This window comes from Nocardia citri (genome assembly GCF_054065835.1).
The window spans coordinates 1-26,237 of sequence record NZ_JBSUQM010000018.1 but is presented as its reverse complement, the minus strand read 5'-3'; the positions used below and the strand labels follow the sequence as shown (position 1 = coordinate 26,237).

At 64.8% G+C, this 26,237-nt stretch carries 18 protein-coding genes; 9 read left to right on the top strand and 9 right to left on the bottom strand.

Going from position 1 to position 26,237, the window contains the following annotated elements; genetic code table 11:
- Positions 1 to 68 precede the first annotated feature (68 nt).
- Positions 69 to 1,535 (bottom strand): type VII secretion integral membrane protein EccD, encoded by a 1,467-nt coding sequence (gene eccD / locus ACW2Q0_RS22125; protein WP_457192805.1) that lies wholly within the window; start codon positions 1,533 to 1,535, stop codon positions 69 to 71.
- A 174-nt stretch (positions 1,536 to 1,709) separates the two neighbouring features.
- On the opposite strand from eccD, the gene eccCa reads away from it, so the two are divergent.
- Positions 1,710 to 5,750, top strand: a complete 4,041-nt coding sequence (gene eccCa, locus ACW2Q0_RS22120; RefSeq protein ID WP_457192804.1) for a type VII secretion protein EccCa — start codon at positions 1,710 to 1,712, stop codon at positions 5,748 to 5,750.
- Positions 5,750 to 7,192 carry a type VII secretion-associated protein gene (locus tag ACW2Q0_RS22115; RefSeq protein ID WP_457192803.1) on the top strand — a complete coding sequence of 481 codons (1,443 nt, stop codon included), beginning with the start codon at positions 5,750 to 5,752 and terminating at the stop codon, positions 7,190 to 7,192. Before eccCa ends, ACW2Q0_RS22115 begins: the two co-directional genes overlap by 1 nt.
- Positions 7,193 to 7,295: 103 nt before the next feature.
- Here the strand turns inward: ACW2Q0_RS22115 and ACW2Q0_RS22110 are convergent, their stop codons facing one another.
- The 7 genes from ACW2Q0_RS22110 to ACW2Q0_RS22080 form a co-directional block, all read right to left on the bottom strand.
- Positions 7,296 to 7,583, bottom strand: coding sequence for a WXG100 family type VII secretion target (locus ACW2Q0_RS22110; protein ID WP_457192802.1), 288 nt, complete (start codon positions 7,581 to 7,583; stop codon positions 7,296 to 7,298).
- 39 nt (positions 7,584 to 7,622) lie between these two features.
- Positions 7,623 to 7,958: a WXG100 family type VII secretion target gene (locus ACW2Q0_RS22105; RefSeq protein ID WP_457192801.1), complete on the bottom strand. Its 336-nt coding sequence runs from the start codon at positions 7,956 to 7,958 to the stop codon at positions 7,623 to 7,625.
- A 373-nt stretch (positions 7,959 to 8,331) separates the two neighbouring features.
- A complete protein-coding gene (locus tag ACW2Q0_RS22100; RefSeq protein ID WP_457192800.1) occupies positions 8,332 to 9,930 on the bottom strand; it encodes a serine/threonine-protein kinase in 1,599 nt (532 codons plus the stop codon).
- Between the two features lie 98 nt (positions 9,931 to 10,028).
- The gene (locus tag ACW2Q0_RS22095; protein ID WP_457192799.1) at positions 10,029 to 11,240 is read right to left on the bottom strand and encodes a DUF7373 family lipoprotein; all 1,212 of its coding nucleotides are present in this window, start codon (positions 11,238 to 11,240) and stop codon (positions 10,029 to 10,031) included.
- Between the two features lie 8 nt (positions 11,241 to 11,248).
- Positions 11,249 to 12,442 carry a DUF7373 family lipoprotein gene (locus ACW2Q0_RS22090; protein ID WP_457192798.1) on the bottom strand — a complete coding sequence of 398 codons (1,194 nt, stop codon included), beginning with the start codon at positions 12,440 to 12,442 and terminating at the stop codon, positions 11,249 to 11,251.
- Between the two features lie 8 nt (positions 12,443 to 12,450).
- A complete protein-coding gene (locus tag ACW2Q0_RS22085; RefSeq protein WP_457192797.1) occupies positions 12,451 to 13,581 on the bottom strand; it encodes a DUF7373 family lipoprotein in 1,131 nt (376 codons plus the stop codon).
- 373 nt (positions 13,582 to 13,954) lie between these two features.
- Positions 13,955 to 15,160 carry a DUF7373 family lipoprotein gene (locus ACW2Q0_RS22080; protein WP_457192796.1) on the bottom strand — a complete coding sequence of 402 codons (1,206 nt, stop codon included), beginning with the start codon at positions 15,158 to 15,160 and terminating at the stop codon, positions 13,955 to 13,957.
- 142 nt (positions 15,161 to 15,302) lie between these two features.
- Between ACW2Q0_RS22080 and ACW2Q0_RS22075 the strand changes: the two genes are divergently transcribed.
- The gene (locus ACW2Q0_RS22075; RefSeq protein ID WP_457192795.1) at positions 15,303 to 16,607 is read left to right on the top strand and encodes an FHA domain-containing protein; all 1,305 of its coding nucleotides are present in this window, start codon (positions 15,303 to 15,305) and stop codon (positions 16,605 to 16,607) included.
- On the opposite strand, the gene ACW2Q0_RS22070 is transcribed toward ACW2Q0_RS22075, so the two are convergent.
- Complete coding sequence (locus ACW2Q0_RS22070) at positions 16,608 to 18,053, bottom strand: metallopeptidase (protein WP_457192794.1); 1,446 nt, start codon at positions 18,051 to 18,053, stop codon at positions 16,608 to 16,610.
- Between the two features lie 107 nt (positions 18,054 to 18,160).
- Between ACW2Q0_RS22070 and ACW2Q0_RS22065 the strand changes: the two genes are divergently transcribed.
- From ACW2Q0_RS22065 to ACW2Q0_RS22040, 6 genes are all read left to right on the top strand, one after another.
- Complete coding sequence (locus ACW2Q0_RS22065) at positions 18,161 to 20,743, top strand: FHA domain-containing protein (RefSeq protein WP_457192793.1); 2,583 nt, start codon at positions 18,161 to 18,163, stop codon at positions 20,741 to 20,743.
- Between the two features lie 178 nt (positions 20,744 to 20,921).
- Positions 20,922 to 22,697 (top strand): hypothetical protein, encoded by a 1,776-nt coding sequence (locus ACW2Q0_RS22060; RefSeq protein WP_457192792.1) that lies wholly within the window; start codon positions 20,922 to 20,924, stop codon positions 22,695 to 22,697.
- A gap of 143 nt (positions 22,698 to 22,840) precedes the next feature.
- Positions 22,841 to 23,284 carry a 50S ribosomal protein L13 gene (gene rplM, locus ACW2Q0_RS22055; protein ID WP_354951732.1) on the top strand — a complete coding sequence of 148 codons (444 nt, stop codon included), beginning with the start codon at positions 22,841 to 22,843 and terminating at the stop codon, positions 23,282 to 23,284.
- The gene (gene rpsI, locus ACW2Q0_RS22050; RefSeq protein WP_457192791.1) at positions 23,281 to 23,790 is read left to right on the top strand and encodes a 30S ribosomal protein S9; all 510 of its coding nucleotides are present in this window, start codon (positions 23,281 to 23,283) and stop codon (positions 23,788 to 23,790) included. Before rplM ends, rpsI begins: the two co-directional genes overlap by 4 nt.
- 210 nt (positions 23,791 to 24,000) lie before the next feature.
- Positions 24,001 to 25,377: a phosphoglucosamine mutase gene (gene glmM / locus ACW2Q0_RS22045; protein ID WP_457192875.1), complete on the top strand. Its 1,377-nt coding sequence runs from the start codon at positions 24,001 to 24,003 to the stop codon at positions 25,375 to 25,377.
- Between the two features lie 204 nt (positions 25,378 to 25,581).
- Entirely contained in the window at positions 25,582 to 26,205 is a 624-nt protein-coding gene (locus tag ACW2Q0_RS22040) for a hypothetical protein (protein ID WP_457192790.1), read from the top strand.
- The last annotated feature ends 32 nt before the right edge of the window (positions 26,206 to 26,237 follow it).

Below are 26,237 nucleotides of genomic sequence, written 5' to 3'. Positions count from 1 at the left end.
CTCGCTGGTGCCGGGCTCCGGCATGACCAGGCTGCTGGCTGTGGTAACTGTTCACTCGCCGCGCTCGCTCAAAGCCCGCGAACGAGCGAGTAGAGCGAGGCCACCCAGAACACCAGCGGCAGCACGGCCGCCACGAACGCGTACTCAAGCAATTCGACGCCGCGGCGCATCGGCGGTGTCGCGGACTGATTCGGAATGATGATGCCGAGAATCAGCGCGGCGATCAGCACCACCATCGCCGCCCCGAAAACGGCCAACGGCTGCTCCATGCCGATGGCTACGCCGACCATCATGATCAGCACGATCGCCGCGCCGCCCGCGATCAGCACCACGGCCTGTTCCGCACCCGCGTAGGTCCGGCTGCGAAACATCAGCACCACGGCGGTGACGAGCGCGAGCGCGATTCCCGGCCAGTACGGATCGCCGGCCCCGGGATCGGTGGATGCCAACGCACCCGCCACCGAGAGCAGCGTGGTGGCCGCGACGAGTCCGGCGAGATACATGCGGGCCCGCTCCGATTTCACCCGCAGCACTTCCATGGTCGGCAGGGCGCGGTGATCGTCGGGATCGTCCTCGGTCGGATCGATCGGGGTGCCGGGCGAGGGCACCGGCGGCAGCGGCAGCTTGGCCAGCAGCATCGAAACCCGTGGCGAGAGCGAAAGTCCCGCGAGTCCGAGCGCGGCGACGACGGCGCCGATGGCCTTCTCGGGCTGGTCGGTCAGCATGCCGACCAGCGCGGCCGGTACCGCGTACACCGCGAGCGTGGCCGCGCCGATGAACAGCGCGAGTCCGACGCCGGTGACGCGCCACGCGAGCACCGCTGTCGCACCGACCAATACCGAGCCGAGCAGCAGATGTGCCCAGCCGTAATCGTCTGGGACATAAAGCATTCCGGCGGTGAATGCGGCGGGCAGCGCACAGCCGCCGAGTACCAGCGCGGTCGAGGTATCGCCGTACATCCGGCTGAGCACCATGCCCGCGACCACGAGCAGAATCGCCACGGCCAATGCGAGTGAACCGCTCACCCAGCCCGGCAGCGCGTCCTTGGACAGCAGCAGACCGAGGCAGCCGACGATCATGGTGAGCGCGGCGAGCACCGAACCGGTGATTCGCGCGACCTTCGGTGTCCAGCTGCGGTAATGGTCGGCGTCGGCGATCGCGACGTTGTACATGATGTCGTCGAACAGCGGCGTCGGCGCGGTATGCGAGGCGCTCTCCAACATCAGCAGCTCGCCGTCGCGCACGCCGTGCTCACCGAGGCTCAGCGAATTGGAGAAGGGCGGATGGCCGATTCGGGCCAGCACCCATTCGGCGGGTTCGAAGCGCTCGCCCTCATTGTCGAAGTCGTTGGTTCGGCTGTGTTGAGCGACCATATCGACGACACTCGGAATCACCAGCGCGACCGGCACATCGACCGGGATCGCCATATCCACCTGGGTGTGCTTCGCAAGAATCGTGACTCGGGCAAGGTCGGGCGCACGGACGATGCCGCGCGCGGATTCTTCGTCGATGTGGTCAAGTCGCGCGTGCGTCAAGCTTCCCCCAACTCGGTCTCTACCTCGTATTTCCGCGTCCCGTGCGCGAGGGGGCCGAGCTTGCGAACCCACCGTTCGGGCAGCAGAATGCTGGTCGAACTGTACGACATGTCAGCTGTGCCCTCTACACTGAGGCCGAAAAGGCGCAGCTTGCGAAGAGGGGGATCTCGTCCGATGAGTACCGTCCGGTTCCAGCGGCGTGCGCGTCGCGAGATGCCGCGCACGCCGGGTGGCGAGGTGACGCTGCAGCCACCGCCCGAAATCCCGAGGGTGACACCAGGCAGCCTGGTATCGAAGCTGATGCCGGTCGTGATGGTCGTCGGCATGGTCGGCATGATGGCGCTGATGTTCACCCAGGGCGGCGGCATCTCGTCGAACCCGATGAGCATGATGTTCCCGATGATGATGGTCGTCTCCATGGTCGGCATGTTCGCCGGTCAGGGCAGCGGCAAGGGGCAAAAGGCAGCCGAGGCGAACGAGGACCGCAAGGACTATCTGCGCTACCTCGACCAGGTCCGCAAGGATGTCGACCAGACCGCCGCCCAGCAGCGCGCCTCGGTCGAATGGAGCCACCCGGAGCCGGGCCTGATCTGGATGCTGGCGGGCACCAGCCGCATGTGGGAACGCCGCGCCGGGGACAAGGATTTCTGCCACGCCCGCATCGGCGTCGGTGGACAGCGCCTGGCTACTCGTCTGGTCGCTCCGGAGACCGGTCCGGTCGAGGAATTGGAACCGATCGCGGCGGTTTCGCTGCGCCGCTTCGTGCGCGCGCACTCCACGGTTCCGGATCTGCCGACCGCGATCGCGGTCAAGGGCTTCGCGACCATCGCACTCGATGGCGACCGCGTCGAGGCCCGGGATATGACTCGCGCAATGCTGTTGCAGCTATGCATGTTCCAGGCGCCGGACCAGGTGCTCATCGCCGTCGTCTGCGGCCCGGACACCGCCCGCGAATGGGAGTGGACCAAGTGGCTGCCGCATACCCAGCATCCGGACGCGCAGGACGGCATCGGCACCCAACGCATGTTCTACGGCTCGATCCGCGAGGCCACCGCGGGCCTGCATCCGTTGCTGGCCAACCGCGTTCGCTACTCCCGCAACCAGCCCGCCAACGCCAACCTGGTGCATATCGTGATCGTCGTCGATGGCGGCCTGCTGGAGGCCGAAGAGGATCAACTTCGCGAATCCGGTTACGAAGGCGTGACCATTATCGACTTGTGCGGCTACGCACCGCGTTTGGCGGTTTCGCGTGGTATCAAGATGGTCGTCGAGAACGGTGAATGCGTCGGTCGCGGTGCCACCGGCAACCAGGAGCGTTTCGCGCTCATCGATCGGATCAGCGCGCAACAGGCCCAGCAGGTCGCGCGTCGGCTCGCGCCCTATCGTGCGGCGACTCAGCGCAGCAGCGATGTCGAACACGATGACGCCGAAGTGATCTCGACCTGGACCCAGCTGATGAAGCTCGGCGATATCGGCACCTTCAATCCCGAACACGCCTGGCGTCCGCGCTACGGTCGCGAGCGGCTGCGCGTGCCCTTCGGGGTCGGCGCCGACGGCGCGCCGATCGAACTCGATATCAAGGAAGCCGCCGAAAGCGGTATGGGCCCGCACGGATTGTGCATCGGCGCAACCGGTTCCGGTAAGTCGGAATTCCTGCGCACCCTGGTGCTCAGCCTGCTGGCCACGCATTCGCCGGACCAGCTGAACCTGGTGCTCGTCGACTTCAAGGGTGGTGCGACCTTCCTCGGTTTGGACGGGGTTCCGCACGTCGCGGCCGTCATTACCAACCTGGAGGAGGAAGCAGACCTCGTCGACCGTATGCGGGACGCCCTGGCCGGTGAAATGAACCGCCGCCAGGAAGTGCTGCGTCAGGCGGGCAACTTCGCGAACGTCTCCGAGTACGAGAAGGCGCGCGCCGCCGGCGCCGACCTCGACCCGCTGCCCGCGCTGTTCGTGGTGCTCGACGAGTTCTCCGAATTGCTCACCCAGCACCCGGATTTCGCCGAACTGTTCGTCATGATCGGGCGCCTCGGTCGCTCGCTGCACGTGCATCTGTTGCTGGCCTCGCAGCGCCTCGAGGAAGGCAAGCTGAAGGGCCTGGAGAGCCACCTCTCCTACCGCATCGGTCTGAAGACGTTCTCCGCCAACGAATCCCGCCAGGTCCTCGGTGTTCCCGACGCCTACAACCTGCCCGGCGTCCCCGGCGGTGGATACCTCAAATCCGACTCCGGTGAGATCCAACGATTCCAGGCTGCCTACGTCTCCGGCCCCTACGTCGGTGGCGGTTCCCAGCGCGAGGTCACCCAAGCCGGTGTCGCGGGCGGCGAAATCGACATCAAGGCACGCCCTTTCACCGCGACCCACGTCGACTTCCGCGCGATCGACCGCGTCCCGCTGCCATCGGAGGCGTCGCACGATCCGGAGCCACAGTCCGAAGACGGCGAACAGATCTCCAACCTGAACATGCTGGCCTCCCGCATCCAGGGCCACGGCCGCCCGGCCCACGAGATCTGGCTCCCGCCCCTGGACGAGCCTCCCACCCTCGACCAACTCATCCCGCGCAGCGTGCTCACCGGCGAATACTCCGCTGTCGCCACCCTGCGCGCCCCCATGGGCATCGTCGACCGCCCCTATGACCAGCGCCGTGACCCCTTCGTCGTGGACCTGTCGGGCTCACGAGGCAATGTCGCGGTCGTCGGTGGCCCGCAGTCGGGTAAGTCGACGGCCCTGCGCACCATGATCATGGCGCTTTCCCTCACCCACACCGCCGAACAGGTGCAGTTCTACTGCCTCGACTTCGGTGGTGGCACTCTGGCCAGCCTCGAAGGCCTGCCGCACGTGGGTTCGGTGGCCAGCCGCCTGGACGAGGACAAAGTCCGCCGCACCATCGCCGAAATGACCACCGTCGTCCGTCAGCGCGAGGCACGATTCCGTCAGCTGGGCATCGAATCGATGACGGAGTTCCGCCGCCTACGCGCAATGGATCCGGCAAGCAGCCCGGGTGCCGCCGGAGCACACGAGGATCCGTTCGGTGATGTTTTCCTCGTGATCGACGGCTTCAGCTCGATCCGCCAGGACTTCGACCCGCTCGAGCAACCGATCATGAACCTTGCGGTGCAAGGCCTTTCCTACGGCGTACACGTCGTCATCGCGCTCAACCGCTGGGCCGAGGCGCGACCGGCTCTCAAGGACCAGATCGGTACCCGCATCGAGCTCCGCCTCGGCGACCCGATGGACTCCGACCTCGGCCGTAAGTTCGCTTCGCTTGTGCCGCAGGGCCGTCCGGGGCGCGGTATGACGCCGGAATGCCTGCACATGCTGACCGGTCTACCACGCATCGACGGCAGCGCGGATCAGGACAACCTCGGCCAAGCCGTCGCCGACGCGGTCGCGACCATCGCCAGCCTGACCCCGGGCCGCCACGCGCCCGCGGCCAGGATGCTGCCCGAAATGTTGCCGCGCGAGCAGCTGCTGCAGCTCGCTGGCAACTGGCCGTCGCAGGTCGATCCGGACGTCAAGTGCATGCGAATTCCGCTCGGCATCAACGAATCCGAGCTGGCTCCGGTCTACCTCGACTTCAACGAGAGCCCGCACTTCATCGTCATCGGTGATACCGAAAGCGGTAAGACGACATTGCTCCGGTCGATCATCGAGAGCATCGCGGCTTCGAATACACCGGATCAGGCGCGTTTCATCCTCGGCGACTACCGACGGTCGATGCTGGGCCTCGTGCCCGACGGCTACCTCGCCGGATACGGTTCCACCGCACCGCAATTCACCCAGAACATGGCCGATCTTGCCGCCTATGTCGCACAGCGGACGCCGGGCCCGGATGTCACGCCGCAGCAGTTGCGCGATCGCTCCTGGTGGCGCGGTCCGGAGTTGTACGTCATTGTCGACGACTACGACCTGGTCGCCTCCTCTAGCGGAAATCCGGTGTCGGCATTGCTGGAACACCTGCCACATGCCCGTGACCTCGGTTTCCATGTGATCATCGCGCGCCGCTCCGGTGGTGCCAGCCGGGCCATGTACGAAGCGACGGTGGCGCGCATGAAGGATCTCGGTTCGGCCGCACTGGTAATGAGCTGCAATAAGGACGAAGGCGTGCTCTTCGGTACTACCCGACCCGGTATCAAACCGCCTGGGCGAGGAACCTACGTCACGCGCAATTCCGAGGGCTTGATTCAGCTGGCCTGGATGCCTCCGGCCGAGTGATGTCAGCTGTCGATCTGGTCGTCACCGACACCCGCATATGGGCGCGCGGCCCGGCCACACATTGGGATGTGCCGCCCTCGGTGGTGCTCGGCAGCAATGGGGATCTCGTTGTCGGCGAGCCACTTACGCCGCCGACACAGGTCAGCTCCGCCGTCCAGTACGTCGCGGCGGACCGGATCGCGTTGCTGCCGCGCGTGCCGAGCTTGGCCGAGGTGATATCTACGCAGGTCGGCACCGTAATGCGCAACCTCGGCGTCCCGGTGCCGTGTACGCAGATCACTGTCGTCTGCCCGACCGAATGGGGCGGTCGTCGGCGAGCGGTATTCGCCGAGGCCGCCCGCCGCTTCGCCGCGGATGTGGTCTGCGAGGATATGGCAATTCGCGCGGTGGTCGCCGATGTCGGCGCCGCGCGTAGCCGCCGAACGGTCGTCTTGGAATTCGGCCCGCTCTCGACCACCGCGTCCGCCGTGGTGCGCAGCCATCAGGGCATTCAAATCGAATCATGTGAGCACGAACCGAATCTCGCGGTTGCCGATATCGAGCCGGAATCAAGTGCCTTCTACGATCTATGCGAGCTTATCGATCGTGTACTCGCTGGTCAGCCCGCCGATATCGGTCAGGCCGTCGGGACGTCCGATCCGGCGAAGCTGGACCTGATCCGCTCGGCGGTGCAACAAGTCTGCACTCAGGCGATCGAAGTGCGTCCGATCGCGGGCGCGGATCTGGTGCGTGGCCCACAGCAGGAGCCGGAATATCAGCCCGAAGTAGCGCCGCTGCCGGCCACCGAGTGGATGCAGCCCTTGCGTCAGCGAGCGGCAGCGATGCAGCCGGCGGGCCGAAATACCAAGGCCTATGCGATCGCTGGTATCGCCGGAGTGCTGGTGGTCGCCGCGGTTACTGTGGGTGCTGTCTTCGCATTCAGTGGCTCGGACGACAAACCTGCGGTTGCGGCACCGAGCACACCAGCGGCACCGGCTACACAGCCACCGAGCGTGCAACCATCGACGACTCCGAGGTCATCCTCGGAAACCGTTGGCCGCGTACGCTTTCAGATCCCAGCAGGTTGGCGCCTGACACAGGCTATCGACCCCAGCAAATCGCGAGTCGACCTCGTCCCGTCGGACGGAACCCGCGCCCGCATCACCCTCACCCAGACCCCCGTCGCCCCAGGCACCGGATACGAGCAAGTAGCCGCCGACCTCGAAACCCAAATCAAGCAACAGCCCAACGGCAAACAGAGCGATCTGAAGCGCGACGTCGTCTTCGGTGGCAAATCCGGCCTCGCCTACACCGAACAACCAGGCGACGGATCGACGGTGAGCTGGCATGTGCTGGTAGAACACGGACTTCAGGTCAGCACCGGCTGCCAGTACCTCGCTGGCTTTGAGCCCATCAAACAACCCTGCGAACAGTTCGCGGCCTCGATACAGGTCAGTCCGTGACGGTGTTGTCCTAGTATGGTTTCGCGGTTTCACCGCACTCAGCGCATAAACTATTCGTGGCCCCCGGCAATCGCCGGGGGCCACGAATAGTTCGTGTCGGAACTCAGAAGAGGCCGGCCAGGGCAGTGTCCGTTCCCTGCAATTCGGAGTTCCCCTTGTCGACCAGCGTCGCGGCACCGCTCAGCGTCGTGTTCAGCTGGACGACGTGCTGGTTCCAGGTCGTCTGGTACTGCTCGAAGGCCTCCTTGGCCTGACCGCCCTGCGTGTCGAAGAATGCCTTGACCTTCTTTTCGAACGCCTCGAGCTCGTTCCGAATGTTCTCGGCGCGGTTGAGGATCTGGCGGGCACCGTCCGCAACGCCGTCGAAATTAGCGGAGATCGGCTTGTCCATGCTCATTTTTCGGACTCCTATGTTGCGTGATTCTGGAAATTAGACTGCGGGCAGGTCGAGGCTGGAAACCTGCGTCTGGATTTTTGAGGCGAAATCGTGCGTCTGATCCGAGAACTGGTTGCTCATCTTGAGCAGGTTGTCGGCGGTCTGCATCAACTGGTCATTCATCTTGGAGGCCTGGTAGTAGTACCGCTCCATGAAGGCATTGAAGGCATCGCGGGCCGCGCCTTGCCAGTTGGCGCCGTTCGTGACGTTGTCCTCATCGCTCTTCAGCTGACTGATTGCGGCGTTCAGGCTGTTGTGCTGCTCCATGAACTCCTTCGCCTTCGCATTGATACCCTCGGTATCCGCAACGAAATTCCCTGGTGAAGTCATCGCTTCTGCTCCTGGTCCTGGTTCTGGTCAACGTCCCGAGTGCGAGTTGACCTCGTTCATATGATTGGACGCGTCCTCGGCTCGCTCGGTTCCATCCAGTTCGAAAGAATCTGGCAGATCCATCGCAACGCACGGGCGCTGTAGCTTTGTCGACCGGCTACGTCACGGTCGGAGGGCCGCATATATCCCCCCGGATGCCTTGGACCGCAATGTCGTCGTTTCGGTCGCCACCAGCACACCGATCCCCTCCTTCCCCCTTCGCGGCCACCTGAACTGGCGAGTGGGCTGGCTGCGAATACCCTACCGAACAGCGCAGTGTTGCGTCTACAAGACCGATCCCGGCTCGTTGAGACTGTGGATCATGTCCGCCGGGCTACTTGACGACCTTGGCAACCGACGGAACCATCTTGTCCACCAGCGTATCCGGGGACTGTCCGGTCCACACCTGGAAGGCCTGCACGGCCGACGGCTCATCGACCACAACGATCTTCGCATTGCTGGACAGAATGCTCCCCGGCAAGCCACGCAGGCCACCGTTCCCGGCTTGGCTGTCGTTCCGCAGCACGATCACGACCTCGGAATCGATATCCGCCGAATAACCTGCGGCCGACAGCGATCGGGGCGACTTCTCGTCGCCGACGGCCTTGTATTTGGTGCTGTATACGAAGCCGAGGTTCTGCAGGAACTTGGATTGATCGCTGGGATTGAGTACTACCGAGAGCGTCGAGTTGCCGAAATTGAATGCGGTGACGGTCTTTCCTGAGAATTGCGGATTGGCGTTCCGTGCTTCGGCCACCTTGTCGCCACCACCACCCGAGTCGGATCCACTGTTGGTGAGGAAAAAGGTTCCAGTGGCGACGGCGGCAATGACGACCACGGCGAGCGCCGCAGGTATCAGGAATCGGCGGATGCCTGATCGAGCGGGATTATTTCGCTGTGTCGCGACAAGGCTATGGTCGGTATTCTCATGCTGCGCGAATCCGGTAGTGGGAGTGCCGGTTCGGGTGTGGTAACCGGTGCCGGCGGCGTAGGGATCCCCGGCGACCGGCATGGTCGGGTTAGTCGAATATCCCCCGGTGGGTATGCGGTTATCGGTCGAGTACCCGGCCTCCGGTGCACGGCATTGCGTGCCATAGAGGGCAGCCTCGGCGGCCTGGGTGAACTCGCGGCACGTCGCATAGCGCTGTGCTGGCTCCTTGGCCATCACCGTCTCGATCACCGCGTCCAACGCGGGCGGTAGACCTGGTCGGATCGCGCTCAATTTCGGCGGTGGCTCGTGCAGGTGGCCCATCATGACCACGGCCGGCATGGTCGACGGATACGGGTTCTGTCCGGTCAGCAGCTTGAAGAACGAGCAGCCGAGACTGTAGATATCGGCGCGGGAGTCCAGGCTGGTTCCGACCAACTGCTCGGGCGATGCATAGGCGACGGTGGCCATGAAATTGCCTGTCGCGGTGAGGTCTTGGCCGTCCTCGGACGATTTCGCGACGCCGAAGTCGGTGAGCAGTACGCGTTCCTCATCGCCCTCCTCGGCGGCGGAGAGCAGGAAGTTCGCCGGTTTCACATCTCGGTGCAGCAGCCCGCGTCGGTGCGCGTAGTCGAGCCCTTTGCCCACCTCGGCCACGATCCGCAGGGCGCGTTGCGGGGTCATCACCGAGGGCCCCTTTTTGGCCTCGTCCGAGGCGTCGACGCCGTCGACGTACTGCATAGCAATCCACAGCTGGCCGTTCTCCTCGCCTCGGTTGTACACCGCGACGATATTCGGATGATCGAGCCCGGCGGCCAGATTCGCTTCGCGCTCGAAGCGGGCGCGGAATTCATCATCGGTGGACAGATCGGCACTGAGAACCTTCAACGCGTCACGACGGGGGAGGATGGGGTTCTGGGCCAGGTACACCGTGCCCATACCGCCGCTGCCGAGAGCTTGAAGTACCCGGTAGCCGCCTACGATTGCACCGGGCCGCAACGCCATTCGGTCCTCCTCGATGATGTCGAACGCCCGAACACGCGAGCCTCCGTCAGAAATCTAGCAAGTCGCCGGTGGGTATTTCGACTCGCATCCGAACGTCCTCAACGGCTCTGCAGCAGGACATACTGCGCGCAGACCTTCTGATGCAGATCCTGCGGTTGCTTCCCGAACGCCTGCACGACGTATCGATCGACCTGGAACATACACAGATTCATCGAGCCGGTCGGATTCTTCTCGGTTACCCCGTCCGCGAAACATTGGACGTGTTCGCCGAGCCCGGCCGGTGCACCGATCATCTTCTGATCGGGCTTCAATGGCTGCCACTTCGCCCAGAGGTCCTCGGCATCCTTCAGTGATTTGGTTCGGAAGACGACGGCATCCCCGAACGACACCAGATCGACGCCGTGCTCCTCCAACTCCGGCAATGTGGTTTGTCCGGCATTCATCAATGACACCGTCCCGCGGCCGCTGAATACACCGTCGGGCTCCGCGCGGATCGGTCTTTCCGGACTGCTGGGGATGGTGCGGCCGAGCAAACCCTGCGGGTCGAGCGGGATACGGGAGAGTTCGGCCGCCGAAGTCGGCTGGAACTCGTCGAGTAGCGGGAGTTGCACACCGAGCATCTTCTCGACCTGCGATGTCAATGCCGGCAGATCGGGCGCCGAGGTATCGTCCACCACTTTGATGTAGACGACGTACCGGTCGTGCACTGTCCACGAGCCGACCGAGGAGATGCCAGGCCGCCAATGTGCGTTCGTATTCGGCTGCGCGATCCGAACAGGCTGATTGTCGACGTTGTAGGTGAAGTCGTCGTGTTCGAGGGTCGGTCCGACTGCCGACGCGGTTTGCGCATCCGGGAACATGAGCACCGCGACGCTCAGCGTTCGCCGCTTGTCCTCCTGCGCACCTCCGGTTCGCCATGCATTGACCCAGCCCGCGACCAAGTCCTTTGCGACATCATCGAAGGTGTCGTTTATGACGAGGCTGCCGAGGGTCTTTCGGTTGAGGACAATATGAGTCGCGATGCCCCAGGCATCCTCGACGTAGGAGGAATCGGCTTCGTACGGCAGCGCCACGTAGTCGGCCAGTCGCTGTGCCTCCCGCGTCCGAGCTTGTTTGTCGCTCTTGGCATTACCCATCTGGCGCGGCTTGGTCTGATAGTTGCCGACGTCGAGCTTCGACACGTCCGGCTCGACGCGGACCGGCTGTCCGGTCACCTGCGAGCCGCATCCCGCAGATACGGTAGCCAACGCCGCGGCCGTGCACAGCGCCACCGATATTCGAACCACGGTCGGCCTCGTAGCGAGCTTCATGCCCTCCCCTAACGCCCGTAAGCGAGTAACTTGTATTGCGCAGCGGCCTTTTGATACGCCTCTTGTACGTTGGTTCCCTCGACCTTTGCGACGAATCTGTCGTACGCGAGATAGCACACCGGCGGATAACGGAGTGTGGAGGTCTTTTTGTCCTTGGTGTCGAAACACTTCACGCCGGGCATGTTGGGTGGCGCATCGATCGAACGGTATCCATCGGATTTTTGATCGATCAGCGCGGCGATCAAGCGGACGGTGCTGTCGACATCACGAGTGCGAAAGACCTTCTCGCCAGAGTATGCGACCAGATCGACGCCCGCGTCATCGAAGGCGGCTTTGGTGAGTACCGGGAAGTTTTCGGCGGGCAGTGCGCTGCGTGCGGTCATCAGCCTCGTCCGATCGATCCCGGATATGCTCATCTGCCGATCTTCGAGCGGCAGGGTCCTACTGAGTAGGCCGTCCACATCGAGCGGCAGGGACCCGAGCTGATCGATCGGTGTCGGCGAATAGTTCTTCAGTGCCTCGATACTTTTGGTAAACGCCGCCTGGGTGAACGCGATAAGCGGTGCAGTGTCGACAGGTTCGCTGACCGGATCGGTGATGTAGACGTATAGCAGCATGGTGTCATGTGCGAGGAAGGAATCCAGGGTCCGCTTGCTGGGAGACCATTTCGCACGGGCGGTCGGGTGCCCCGGGATCGTCACGCTGTCGCCGGGAACCACCTCCGCCTGACGGTCGGCAAGGCGTCGGGCCGCAGTCTCGGCCTTGGCCGCATCCGAGAATCGAAGCGTATCAATAATTACCGAGCCGCCGACCCACGGGTTTTTGCGGCGCTCGCCGGATGATTCCCACCCGGCGACCAGCCCTTGCGCGAGGTCGGGGAACTCGTTGTCCGTGATCGACGCCATGGTTGCCGGGGATTTCAGGGTGGTCCGCCCATCAACCGATGCCAGACGCTGGAAAGTGAACTTCCCGTCTATTTCGAAAGGTAGCGGTATCGAGTTTCCGATCCGTACCGACTCCAGGTTGGCTCCCGAGTCCGCCGTACGCGTGGATTCCATATCGCGCGGCGTTGTCGGATAGTTGCCGGAGTCCAGTTCGGCTACGTCGATGACCGGGGTGGTCGTGTCCTTGGTGTCACCGCAGGCGGCGGCCGCAGCGAGGGCCACCGCGACTATGGCGTACAGGCTGTGTCGGAATCGCATGGTCGGCCTCACTCGCTCTTGGCCAGGATTGCGTACTGAGCGGTGGCGCGCTGATACAGCACCGGATCAAGATTTCCGGTGAATGTTCTCCCGATGACGACGGCCGCGTACCTCCCATGGACCACCACGCAAAACTGGTCGTAATTCCTTGTGTCGTCTCTGGTATCGAGCTTGACGCAGCTGACATCGGGCAGGCCCGGTGGCGACGCGATGATCTCGTCGTTCTTACCAGTCTTTGCCAGGACGGATTGCAGGTGGAAGGCGCCGGACAGGTCACGCGCGCGATAGATGATCGCGCCACGGCGTCCGACGAGATCGACTCCGCTGTCGTCGAATGCCTTCCGCACCTCGATCGGATTGCGTTCGAAGTGCAGTTCGCCGGACGGTTCGAAATAGCCGAAATCAGTCTTGCCGATGAACGGGTCGCTGAAGTCCGGGGCCTCGGGCAGCGCGCGGCGCATGATGTTGTCCGGATCCGTCGGCAGGTCGAGCAGGTCGTCCAGTGGTACCGGCTTCTGCTGGTCCAATCGAGCGATCTGGAGGTCGACGGCCTTAACGATATTGTTCGCGACCCTGGCCTGATCCGGTTCGGGGAGAGCAGCATTCGTCACGATCACATATGGACCGTGCGCGATGAACGAAGTCACGGTCTTGTCGTCGGTGGAGGAGGCCCGAGCATCCGGATGACCCGGGATCACCACCGGATGACGGCCCGGATTGCTGTTGGTGAGCTGATCGAACTGGTCGGCGGCGGCTCGCCCGGCTGTGTCGGTCGGGAAGCGCAGTACCGAGATGATCAGTTTCTTGCGACTGCGCAAATTACCGTTGGTGCCGGAAACATACACTCCCGCAAGGAGATTGTTGTCGGCCGCGACCGGGCGATACAGTTCGGGGAAGGACCTCTCGCTGATCATCGAATCGGCATTCGACATAAATGTCTGATTCGCGGTCACGCTGATTTCGCTGTCGATCTCGAATGGATGAACCAGATAGTTGAGCATCCGGCGCGCTTCGATCATCCGCAAGTCGGGAATGGTGGTGATGTCTGGTGCGTAGGCAGTTGGTTCGGGGGCGTAGGCCCCGGTCTTCAATGTCGCCACATCGACCCGGGCCAGTCCCGGCCCTGGTTGTCCTGTCACGGTCGTCGAACAACTCACGCTCGCTGCGGTTGCTGCGGCGAGTAGTGCGACGAACCCGCCTCGATACCTCATACTTCCCCCCGTTCCGGATGTGCGTTTTCCCCGTTTGCGGACTCCTCGGGGGGATCCTACTTCACACCTGTCATCAGCGTCCTAGCCGCTTTGGGCAGGGCTGTGACTTGCGCGAACCACTTCACCTGCGCTTTGAGCACCGGCACAAGCTTTTCCGGCAGTTCCACTTCCGAACCTGCGGTTGTTGCCTCAGCCGAGCCGAAGCTGACGAAGCCGGTGATGAAATCCGGTGCTACTGCCTAGAATCGATCGAGTTCGATGGCCCGGTGCAGATCCGAGTCTTACCGCTGGGTCTGTCGGCTCAAAGGCTGTTGGCGAGCAGTGCGTATTGCGCGGTCACCTTCTGCCGCACATCCGGCTCCTTATCGCTGGTGACCACACCGACGTACCGCTTGTATGGAACATAGCAGCGGTACTTGTACTGACGCTCTGTGTCACCTTTGCTGTTGAGCTGCAAGCACTTCGCGCCCGGAACATCCTTGGGTGCATCGATCGGGTCGAAGGTATCGCGGACCTCATCGATCAGTCCGTCGATGAACTTCTGCGCGGCCGGATAGTCGCGAACACGGGTGACCGAACCGTTGTCGACGATGGCGAACTTGTCGACCCCGACGTCGTCCACCAGCTGCTGGGTCTTGGACTCGTCCTCGGCCGACTGGACGAAGTAGCTCGGGCCGTAGACCGCGAAATTATCGGCATTCGGGGTGTGTCCACGACGATCCGCGACCACTACGCGCGCGAGCATGCCCTCTGGATCGATCTTCAGGCTGCTGAATTTGTCCTGCGGGGTCGCCTGGAACTTGTCCAATGCGCGGACCTGGGCATCCAGCGTTTTCTCGACCCAACTCAGCAGGTCGGGACCGTCCGCGCGGGGCCGCCCGACGAATAGCGAGATGACGAATTCCTTGTGCGCCATGAAGGTTCCGATATTCGGAATGCCCGGTCGCCAATGGATGTAGGCGTCCGGGTATTTACTCGACGGCAGCTTGCGGTTGTCGGGGGAGATATTGATATCGGCGTCCTCGAGTTCGCGCGCGGCGAGCTTCGCGGTGGCCTCGTCCGGAAAGCGGAATACGACATTGGTGACCGCGGTGGTGTCGGCCGACGGCCGGGTCTGACCGGGCGGATCCGGTTTATCCGAACCACTGCTGGCGTACCCGGTGAGGTAGTTGCGGTTCACCAGCACCGGCTTGGACGCGGACGCAACATGTTCGACGGCATCGTCGATGCTGCGGAGCACCTTGCCTTCGCGTCCGTAGGTTAGCGACGGGTCGATCTTCGAACTGGCGACCACGGCCTCCGACATCCGCATGCCCTCGACCAGCGCCCCGTTGGAGCCCGCGTCCCGGTCGTATCGGTGTCGATCGACCGGATAGGTGCCGACCTCGAGTTTGCGTACGTCCTGTTCGGCCGCCAGCGGCGTACCCTGCACGCCGCTGCACCCGGCCAGCACTCCGGTCACCGCGATACAAGCCACCGCGAACGCGATGCGCGAAGTCCCAACCATGACAGGCCCCTCGTTCCTCCCGATGTGCATCTGAAGTTACCGGACGGACGCCGGGGACGGGGACCCCTTAGGGCTTGGATTGCAATACCCTTGTCGATGTGGCGACGACCCCGCAATGCGCACCGCTGGAAGGCCGATACCGTTGAAGGATCGGCAGGTTGAGGTCGTTGTCGGAGGTCACGCCGTCGCCCGGGTCGCGGGTGCGGTGATGGTCGTCGCCCATCGTGGGCCTGCGCGCCTGACGCCGGACGCACCCGCCGTGGTCGCGTTGGAATCGCTGGCGCAGCTCGTGCGCGAGGCCGCCGAACAGCATTCGGTGGGGCCGGGCGCACTGGTCGCGCGGGCGGCGACCCGCTGGCTGATGACCCATGCCGAACAGATCAGTCCCGGTGTGCCGATCGATTTCGGCATTCTGTGCGCGGCCGAGACCGGCGGGATCGCGGTCTTCCTGCACGGTGCGGTCACCGCGGTGCTCGCCGGTGACGGAACGCTCGAGCGCTATCGAGGTAGCGATGCGGCCTTCACGGTTGACCGGGTCGCGACGGTGCCCGCGCGGGCGGTCGCGCTCTTCGTTGATGACCCCAAGGGCCGCATTCCGGATCTGCCCGCCGAGCGCGGGATCGGTTGGTTGGTCGAGGGGATCGCGCAGGCCGGGGGCGCGATCGTCTGGTCGGATGCGGTGCGCGGCCGGTCCGAACCGGTGCGTCCCGAGGGCGCGCATCGACCGCCACCGCCGACTGCGCGCATCGACTCGGGCCCGACCCGGCGTCCCGAGCCCGAACCGGAGCTGGGGACCGAACCACATCTGACCGAGACCCGCGCCTCGACCGCGATGCTCGATTCGGTCCAGGAACAGCAACCGGTCGACCCGCACCACGCGCCGACCCAAATGGGTGGCACCAATCCGGCTCCGCGCCCCGATCCGGATCTGCAGCGCAGGCTGGAAGCCACCGCGAAGGCCACCGCACTCACTGTCAAGGTGATGGGATTCAAGTGCGCGCGTGCACATCCCAGCGATCCGCGCTCGGCGTTCTGCACGGTCTGCGGAATGCCGGTGGATCAGACGCAGCAGCTGATCGAGGTAGTCCGCCCGCCGCTCGGCATGCTGGTCCTCGACGACGGCATGACCTACATGCTGGCCGCGGACGCGGTCCTCGGCCGTGATCCGGAACATTCCGAACAGGCTCGCCGCGGCATGGTGCCGTTGAAAGTCGAGGACTCCTCGGGCGGCATGTCCCGTGCACACGCCGAGGTGGTGCTGGTGAATTGGGATGTGTCCCTGGTGGACCGGGGTTCTACCAATGGCACTCGCACCCGCCTACCCGGTTATCGCGACTGGATCCGCCTGCCACCCAACCAGCCGACGGTCCTGATACCCGGCACCGAGATCATGATCGGCAACCGGGTGCTGCGATTCGAGCCCGCCGCACCCCCGCCGTTCGGCTGATCAGGAATACCGCGACATGCAGGTGTGCTCGCCGTTGAGCACTCCGGCGCGGAAGGCGTCGACCCGGGAGAATCCACTCGGCACGGTCTTGCCCTCGATATCGCTGGCCGCGAGCCCATCGGCCAGGAGTCCGGATACCGCCTCGTCGAGATCGCCTGCGGCCAGGACGATATCGCCCTGCGCTTGGCTGCGACCCGGCTGCGCGAGCTTGCCGGTGACCACGCCCGACAGACAGGCCGCGCGCAGTCCGGTCTTCGCGCCGACCAACTGCTGACCATTGCTCTGCTGGACGGCCAGGGTGTAGCGCGAAATGAAGACGATGTAGCCGTTGTAATCGCCGGTCACCTTGAGTGGCAACGGATCGTTGTTATCGGCGTTGGAAGTGCCGCGCTGCGCGAGCGCGGACACATCGGTCGCGATGGTGTTCTTGGCCGGACAATACGAAACCGGCGGTGTGGCGACGCCGTTCTTGCAGTCGATCTTCGCGCCGGAGTAGTCGTAGGTCGGCGCCTGTTTCAGCGGCAGGATCGCGGCGAGTGCCTTGCTGAGCTCGACCAGAGTGTCCTTGTCGATCGGATTCTCGCCGTGGCCGGGATCGTCCTTGAAGGTCTGCGGCAAATTGCCGCGGCGGCGCTCGATCTCGTGCATATCAATGGCCTTGCACCCTTTCGGACCATCGGTGAAACCGATCTGCACGGCCGTGACCCGCTCGAATGCCGAACCGTGCACGCTCTCCGGATCATCCGGATTGGAGTCCCGAATGGCGACGGTCGCGGCCAGCACCGAGTTCAGGCCATCGGAGGTATTGATGGTGAAGTGCTTGGATTTGCCTTCGGCCACATGGCGAATGAACGCACCCGAGAAGCAATCGGCCTGCTGCTCCTTGACGATCACCGGATCCTTCGTCTGCACGATTTTCGCCAAGGTCTGGATGGCGTGTCCGTATTCATGGGCGAGCACCATGATCACGGCCATCTTGCCGAAGGTGTCCTCGATCGTCGGCAACAGCACCGAGCGGTCCCAGCCGATCGAGTTGTCGAGTCGACAGTACGCGGCGTTCACCAGGTGATAGGTGGATTCCTTACAGAAATCGAGCGATTGGCTGCGCGGCGCCTTCGCGCTCCAGGAGATCAGCTTGTCGACCGGCTTGAACTCGCCCTCGAAATCCTTGCTGTATTCGGCACGCCAATATGTCTGGATATCGTCGATCGCATTGAGTGCCAAGGCATCCACCTCGCCGCTGTCCCCGTTGATCGCGGTGAGTGAGGTATCGGGGACGCTGGGGCGCGGTCCGCTCGGACCGCTCGTGGTGGGCAGTCCGGCGACCTTGAATGGATCGTCGTAGACCGAAACCGCTCGACCGTGCACCGCACGAGTGCAGCCCGCCAACATCGCGATTACGCATACTGCTACGGCAATGACCGCGGTCGCTCGGAGTTTCGGCAAGGCTCCCCCTAGTCGGCCGGTCGTACGTTCATAACGGTCTCCGGATCGGGGCAAAAGGCGCATCGGGGGCACCGCCGAAGTCCGGGTGATGGAATAGTATCCGCTGCATGTCTTTACCGGGGGCGCAGACCATCACCGTGCGCCATGATGGAACCGAACGGGTCTTCGATTCGAATCAACAGGTCACGATGGGTCGCGCACCGGAAGTGACATTGTTCGTGGACAGCCCGCTGGTCTCGCGAGTGCATGCGACGCTCGCGTGGCAGGGGAACAGCTGGGTACTCACCGATAACGGCAGCACCAACGGCGTTTTCGTGGATGCGCGGCGATTGAGTCAGCCGGTGCCGATCAATCGGCCGACGCAGGTGCGGCTCGGCGATGCGATCAGTGGTCCGCTACTGCATCTGCTGCCCGTGACGCCGTCGGCCCGGCCGCGGCCGCAGGTCGCGCAACCGCCTGTGTCGCAACCGCAGTCGTCGGTGCCGCCGGGTTATCAGCATCCGCGGCGGGCACCACAGACACCGCCGCCATCCCAGCAGCGTCCGGAACAGCACCTCCAGCAACCACCTTCGCAGCAGCGCCCGGAACAGCCGCCGTCGCAGCCGCAGCTCCAGCAGCCACCGCCCTCCCAGCCGCAGCGGCCGAACGTCAATACGACCTTCAAGGCCGACTCCTCGATGCTGCCGCCGGTTCGCTCGCGCCCGTCCACCTCGCCGATCGCCAGGGCCGACCGATTGCCGCCGGGCGGGCTGAACATCGGTCGTACCTCCGACAACCAGATCGTCGTCAACGATCCGCTGGCCTCGCGCAAGCACGCGCGACTGGTCGCATCCGCCGAGGGCCTGACCATCGAGGATCTCGGCTCGGCCAACGGCACCTTCGTCAACGGCCATCGTGAGCAGCGCACGGTGCTGCGCGAGCGCGACATCATCACCATCGGCAATATCGACTTCGTCGTCCAGCAGGGCACGCTGGTGCATCGGCAGAAGCCGGTCGCCGAACAGGGCCTGCACGTGCACGGCGTCGGCTTCACCGTCGAGGGCAATAAGCAGCTGCTCGTCGATGTGAATATGCAGGCGGGGCGGGGCACGCTCACCGCGCTGATCGGCCCCTCCGGCGCGGGCAAATCGACGTTGTCGAAATTGATCGCGGGCACCACCCACCCTTCCGGCGGTGTGGTCACTTTCGAGGGCCGCAACCTGCACGCCGAATACGAGGCACTGCGTTCCCGCATCGGCATGGTGCCGCAGGACGATGTGCTGCACCGTCAGCTCACCGTGCGCCAGGCGCTCGGCTACGCCGCCGAACTGCGACTGCCGCCGGACAACTCGAAGGCCGACCGCCGGCAGGTGATCGACGGTGTGCTGAAAGAACTTTCGCTCACTGAACACGCCGATACCAGGGTGGACCGGCTCTCCGGTGGTCAGCGCAAACGCGCGTCGGTGGCGTTGGAACTGCTGACCGGTCCGTCGCTGCTGATCCTGGACGAACCGACCTCGGGTCTGGATCCGGCGCTCGACCGTCAGGTGATGGTGATGCTGCGCGAACTGGCCGATGCCGGGCGCACCGTCATTGTGGTCACACACTCGGTGGCCTGCCTGGACATGTGTGATCAGGTGCTGTTGCTCGCGCCCGGTGGCAAGACCGCCTTCTGCGGTCATCCGGCCAGCGTCGGCGCGGCCATGGGCACCAGTGACTGGGCGGAAATTTTCGGACGGGTCGCCGCGAATCCGGATCAGGCATTCGCCGCGTATCGGTCCCGGCTGGCCTTCGCGCCACCGCCGCCACCGCCCGCACCGCCGCGGCAGGGATCGGCGGGCAGTCCGCCGCAATCCGGGCGCGCCAAACAGTTCTCCACCTTGGCGCGACGACAGGTGCGGTTGATCTTCGCCGACCGCGGTTATCTGGCGTTCCTGGTGATCCTGCCCTTCATCCTCGGTGCGCTGTCGCTGGTGGTGCCGGGCCGTAACGGTTTCCAGAGCGGTCCGCTGGAGCAGGTGCAGAGCGGCAACGAGACGCTGTTCGTCCCGTCCGGCGGCGGCGAGACCCAGCAGCTGCTCGTCGTATTGATTCTGGGCGCCTGCTTCATGGGGTCGACACTGACCGTGCGCGATCTGGTCGGTGAGCGCACCATCTTCTATCGCGAGCGCGCGGTCGGGCTGCTGCCCTCGGCGTATCTGCTCGCCAAGATCGCGGTGTTCAGCATTACCTCGTTCCTGCAGGCGGCGGTGCTGGTCGGCATCACACTGGCCGGTAAGAAGCCGCCGCTGAAGGGTTCGGTTATCCCGAGCGGGCCCGCCGAGCTGTATCTCGATATCGCGTTGACCGCGGTGTGCTGTGTGGTTTTCGGCTTGTTGCTGTCCAGCCTGGCGAGGTCCAACGAACAGGTCATGCCGATGCTCGTGGTGATGATCATGGTTCAGCTGGTCATGGCGGGTGGTCTGATTCCGGTGACCCACCGGGTAGTGCTCGAACAGATCTCGTGGCTGTTCCCGTCGCGCTGGGGCTATGCGGCCGGGGCGTCGACAGTGGATATCCGAACTCTGTTCGCGAACGCGCAACCCGACACACTGTGGCAACACGAGCCGAACATCTGGTATCTCGATATCGCTCTGCTCGTCGCGATTACCACGGTATTGGCGATCATCACTTGGCGTCGGCTGCGGTTGCGGAAGTCGAACTCGGCGTGAGCGAGCGTAGCGAGCGAACAATCGACACAGTCGAGCGTAGCGAGCGAACCATGCCACAGCACGGCGGGCCTTCCGAAGGAACCGAGCGCCGGCGAGGTGGCGTCGGGCGGACCTGTTCCAGCGGGCTATCACCGGATGCGGTGAGCGTATCGCTGACACAGCAGGCACACTTATGCCTGTGACGGTGCGAGTTGGGGCAGTACATCTCGGGTGGGATGTGGTGTCCGTTGCCGCGGGCGGCGGCGGAACACCGATCCGCCCGGTGCAAGTAGAAGGTACATACACGCCGCCGGCATATCTGCTGGCGGATTCGTCGGGCGGGCTGCATACCGCCGGAATGGAGCGCCAGCGCCCGGATCTGGGGATGGCGATCGCCGATGTGCGCGACATCCTCGGCCATCCGCAGATCGTGGTGGCCGGTGCGACCTGGCCCGCCGAACTGGTCTTCCGTGCCCGCATGTACAACCCGCTGGCGGCCGTCGGCAAATATCTGCGCGGTAAACCGGATCTGGTCGCGCTGCCCTTCCCGGACGGCTGGCCCGATGCGAAGGTCGATGTGTACGTCGACCTGGTCGAACGGCTGGACGTCACGGTCGAGCCGCTGCCGGAAAGTGTTGCGCTGTCCGGATATGTGCGCGCCCTCGGGTTGGTGCGCGCGCCGGACGATCGCAATCCGCACGGCATCGGCGCGACGGGGGTGTACTCCGACGGGCGGACCATGCTGGTCGTCGCAGTGCACGGCGACGATGAGCAGCCGACGGAATCGGTCGACGTGCCGGTCACCGCGGAGGCTATGCGCGATGCGCGCTCGGCCGACAATGTGGTGATCGAGGTGATGGCCGCAGCCCGCTCGATCGGCGCGGACACCTCGACGGTGCTGCTGTCCGGCAATGTCTGCTTCAACGACGCGCTGCGGTTGGCGTTCCAGAACCATCTCGGACACCGGTTGCACGTGGCCGATCACCCGATGCACGCGCTGGTGCTCGGGGCCTCGCACCTGCTGGTCACCGATAACGAGAACGGCGAGCCGGAGTCAGCGGGCCGACATGCCGAGCTGGCGCCAGACCCGCGGGCGCGGCAGGTGGACTCCGCGCAGTATCAAGCCGAATCGGCACAGCAGCAGGCGCTTTCGGCGCAGCGACAGGCGGAGGCGGTGCAGGGGCGGTCGGATGTGTCGCCTCGTTCGGGGCAAGCGCCAGCGCGTTCTGATCAGGGGCCGGGCCGTCCGGAGCAAGGTCCGACCCATCCTGAGCAGGGGTCGGGCTGTCGCGACGCCGCGCAGGCGCATCCGCCGGTTGTGCCGTACGGGCCTGCATATCCGCCCCTGCAGCCGTCGACCGAGCCGACAGGTGAGGAGCCGACCACCCGGGTCGGCCGGGAGTCCTTGCCGCCGAACCTCGCCGAGTTGGGTAGCAGGTTCACCCGCCCGCCCGGGCAGTATCAGGAAGAGCAGCGGCCCACCGTTATCGGTCGTCCGCCGACGCCCCCCAGCCCGCAGGGACCGGTGCCGCCGCTCGATCCGCGCGGTCCTCACCAACCGCAGCAGGACCAACCCCCGCAGAGCGGTTCGCAATGGCAGCCGCGCGAATCGGACGAGGACGCGGACAAACCGCGCAAGGGCAAACGCTGGGGCAAGTTGTTCGGTGCGCAGGCGGTGGTCGGTGCCGCCGCCTTGGCCGCGATGGGCCTGTCGTCCGGCGCAGACCAGGCCGAACTGGTCGCTTCGGTCACCGCGACACCGGTCTCCTGCCCATTGACCCCGTACGTCACCAATGAGCAGCGTGCGGGCATTGTCGCGGCGCGCGGATACGACCCTGGCCTGGTCTCGGAACTGGGCGAATCCGGATTCGACGCCGCGGGTGTGCAATGCGCTCAGCCGAGCATCGACGTCCCCCGCTACGTGGTCCCCGGACCGCCCGGCGCCATCGACCACGGGCCGCCGATCGAGATCTGACCGGTTTCATACCGCTGGGGCATGGCTGGTATCGTTGCCCGTTGGCGTGTGGAAGTACGTCGAACCCCGGGTCTCCACCGGCCGCCGGGAACGCTCGATTGCACGCCGTGGCTGGCAACACCGACTACAGACAGGGAACCACTGTGCCTACGTACAGCCCCAAGGCGGGTGATGTGACCCGTAAGTGGTACGTCATCGACGCCACTGACGTAGTGCTCGGCCGTCTCGCCGTCCAGGCAGCGAATCTGCTGCGCGGCAAGACCAAGCCGACCTACGCGCCGAACTTCGATGGTGGCGACTTCGTCATCATCATCAACGCCGACAAGGTTGCCATCTCCGGCAACAAGAAGTCGGACAAGCTGATCCACCACCACAGCGGACACCCGGGCGGCCTCAAGTCGCGCACTGTCGGTCAGGTGTTGGAGTCGCGCCCCGATCGTCTCGTGGAGAAGGCCGTCAAGGGCATGATCCCGAAGAACAAGCTCGGCAACGCCATCGCGGGCAAGCTGAAGGTCTACGCTGGCCCGACGCATCCGCACGCCGCTCAGCAGCCCATTCCGTTCGAGATCAAGCAGGTGGCCCAGTGACCGCTCCTGAGGAATTCAACGAGTCCGACGAATACGCAGCCGAGGACGCCGACGTCGAGGTCGTTGAGGAGGACTACGGCTATGAGGCCGAGCCCGCCACCTACGCCCCGATCGTGATCGACCGTCCGGTGCAGACCGTCGGTCGTCGCAAGGAGGCCGTCGTTCGCGTGCGCCTGCTGCCGGGCACCGGCAACTTCGTGCTGAACGGGCGCACCATCGAGGACTACTTCCCGAACAAGGTGCACCAGCAGCTGGTGAAGTCGCCGCTGGTGACCGTCGAGCGGACCGAGTCCTTCGACATCCACGCGCGTCTCGTCGGCGGTGGCCCCTCCGGCCAGGCCGGTGCGCTGCGTCTGGCCATTGCTCGCGCGCTCATCGAGGTCACCCCGGATGACCGCCCCGCCCTCAAGCGGGCCGGCTTCCTGACGCGTGACCCGCGTGCCACTGAGCGTAAGAAGTACGGCCTCAAGAAGGCCCGCAAGGCGCCTCAGTACTCGAAGCGCTGATTTTGGCTGCGTCGGCCACCGACTCATCCGCCACCTTGGAGGTGTCGGAGACAGTAGGGTCGCCGGGGCACCTGCACGAGAGCAGGCTCCCAGCACCGCTGGGCGCCTGCTCTCGTGCTGTATGAACTCGAGGCATTCGCGGGGCACTTACCGGTCGCACAGGCCGCCGCTTTCGGGCATGCCGCGGATCCACCGATGATGGGCGAGGGTATGGGACGTTTGTTCGGCACCGACGGAGTCCGCGGGCTTGCCAATGGCTCACTGAGTCCGGAACTGGCACTACAGGTTTCCGGGGCGGCGGCACAGATCTTGAGTCGCGGCAAGGAGCGCGCGCTCGCCGTGGTCGGTCGCGATCCACGCGCGAGCGGCGAGATGTTGGAAGCCGCGGTGACCGCCGGCCTGACCGCCGCGGGTGTGAATGTGCTTTCGGTGGGGGTACTTCCGACACCCGCCGTGGCGTATCTGACCGGTCTGTACGACGCCTGCCTCGGCGTGATGATCTCGGCCTCGCACAATCCCATGCCGGACAATGGGATCAAGATCTTCGCGGCGGGCGGGCACAAGCTCGAGGACGCGGTCGAGGACCGGATCGAGGCGTTGATTGCCGAGGGCGCGCCAGTGCGCCCGGTCGGCGCGGGGATCGGTCGGGTATTGAACGCATCTGGCGCCAGGGACCATGGGCTGGTCATCCCTGATCAGTACAGCCTGGCCGGAACGCATGAGCGCTACGTGCAGCATCTGGTCGAGGCGACCGGTGAGGATCTGTCCGGGCTGACCGTTGTGGTCGACTGCGCGCACGGCGCGGCCGCCGAGGTCGGCCCGGCCGCGTACCGCGCGGCCGGGGCCACCGTGGTCGCGATCAATGCCGAGCCGGACGGCCTGAATATCAACGACGGTTGCGGATCGACGCATCTCGACCAGATCCAACGCGCGGTATGTGAATACGGCGCGGACCTCGGCATCGCCCACGACGGCGACGCCGACCGCACCCTGGGCGTCGACGCCAACGGTGCGATCGTGGACGGTGACGCGATCCTGGCCATCCTCGCGCTGGCCATGCACGAGACCGGCTCGCTGGTCCAGAACACGTTGGTCGCCACCGTCATGAGCAACCTCGGCCTGCACATCGCGATGCGCGAAGCCGGAATCACCTTGCGCACCACCGCCGTCGGCGACCGGTACGTCCTCGAGGAATTGCGCCGTGGCGGTTTCAACCTCGGCGGCGAACAATCCGGCCACGTGGTGTTTCCCGACTACGGCACCACCGGCGACGGCATCCTCACCGGATTGAAACTGATGGCCCGCATGGCCCGAACCCGCCGCACACTGGCCGATCTGGCATCGGTACTCCAGACCGTCCCCCAGGTCCTGGTGAACGTCCCGGTCACCGACAAGGCCGCGGTCGCCGCCGCCCCCGAAATCCAGGAGGCAGTCCAGGAAGCCGAACGAGCACTGGGCGACTCCGGCCGAATCCTGTTGCGCCCCAGTGGAACCGAACAACTGGTCCGAGTAATGGTCGAGGCCACCGACCCGGTCCAGGCCCAACAACTGGCCGACGACCTGGCTAAGCGCGTCGCCACCGTGTAGGGCCGCTCCTGTCAGCGCCCGCGCGCCCTTTGTGAGCGCTTCACCCGCGGATGTGGAGTTGCCGCGCGGTGTGGACCTGGACCTCGCTGTCGTTGAGCGGTCCCGATACGTCGAGTTGTCCACAGGGAACCGGTTATCCACAGACTTTCTGTTTGCGCTGGTCGATGCCGCGAGGTCGAGGCGCTGTTCGCCGATAGTTGGCATATGCGACCAGGCCTGGAAGAAGTGCGTGACAAGCAATTCGGCGTATTCACCTCATGGCAGGTGCTATGCGAGTACACCCGCGCCGAGATGCGAGCCCTGCTCGACCAAGGTGAATGGGTCCAGGTCTTCCGCGGCGTGTTCCGTGAGGCCACTACCGCACCCTCGGCCCAACTGCGCGTAGAGGCGGCCCGCCTATCGTTGGGCGTGGCTTGCGTCGCCGCCGCGTACAACACTGCCGCAGAACTCCACGGCTTCGCGGTACAGCCCAACCACCCCACCCACGTCCTTGGTCAACAGGGTTCCCGCATCGGCCACCTCATCGTCCACCGAGACCATGTGGACAAAGCCGAACTCGAACTCATCCGGGGTACCGTCACCACCAATGCCGCACGAACCGCAATCGACGTAGCACGAACCGTCAGCCGACCGGATGCCCTGGCGACCCTGAACGCTGCCCTGTGCCGGGGTGTCCCGCGTACCGCGCTGACCCTCGAACTCCAACGCCACCACAGACGCCGTGGCCACGCCCAAGCCGCCGAACTCTTGGAACTTGCCCGAGCACGTCCCCGAGCCACCCTCCGCACCCGCCTGCACTGCCCCGACACAGGACCTCCCGGTTCCTGAGCGCTAGAGCCGCCGGTGCGAACCCAGAGTTG

Excerpts from the sequence above, each read along its gene's own strand:
- eccCa (WP_457192804.1), top strand. The coding sequence starts at position 1,710 with ATGAGTACCGTCCGGTTCCAGCGGCGTGCGCGTCGCGAGATGCCGCGC.
- ACW2Q0_RS22115 (WP_457192803.1), top strand. The coding sequence starts at position 5,750 with ATGTCAGCTGTCGATCTGGTCGTCACCGACACCCGCATATGGGCGCGC.
- ACW2Q0_RS22110 (WP_457192802.1), bottom strand. The coding sequence starts at position 7,583 with ATGGACAAGCCGATCTCCGCTAATTTCGACGGCGTTGCGGACGGTGCC.
- ACW2Q0_RS22105 (WP_457192801.1), bottom strand. The coding sequence starts at position 7,958 with ATGACTTCACCAGGGAATTTCGTTGCGGATACCGAGGGTATCAATGCG.
- ACW2Q0_RS22100 (WP_457192800.1), bottom strand. The coding sequence starts at position 9,930 with ATGGCGTTGCGGCCCGGTGCAATCGTAGGCGGCTACCGGGTACTTCAA.
- ACW2Q0_RS22095 (WP_457192799.1), bottom strand. The coding sequence starts at position 11,240 with ATGAAGCTCGCTACGAGGCCGACCGTGGTTCGAATATCGGTGGCGCTG.
- ACW2Q0_RS22090 (WP_457192798.1), bottom strand. The coding sequence starts at position 12,442 with ATGCGATTCCGACACAGCCTGTACGCCATAGTCGCGGTGGCCCTCGCT.
- ACW2Q0_RS22080 (WP_457192796.1), bottom strand. The coding sequence starts at position 15,160 with ATGGTTGGGACTTCGCGCATCGCGTTCGCGGTGGCTTGTATCGCGGTG.
- ACW2Q0_RS22065 (WP_457192793.1), top strand. The coding sequence starts at position 18,161 with ATGTCTTTACCGGGGGCGCAGACCATCACCGTGCGCCATGATGGAACC.
- glmM (WP_457192875.1), top strand. The coding sequence starts at position 24,001 with ATGGGACGTTTGTTCGGCACCGACGGAGTCCGCGGGCTTGCCAATGGC.
- ACW2Q0_RS22040 (WP_457192790.1), top strand. The coding sequence starts at position 25,582 with ATGCGACCAGGCCTGGAAGAAGTGCGTGACAAGCAATTCGGCGTATTC.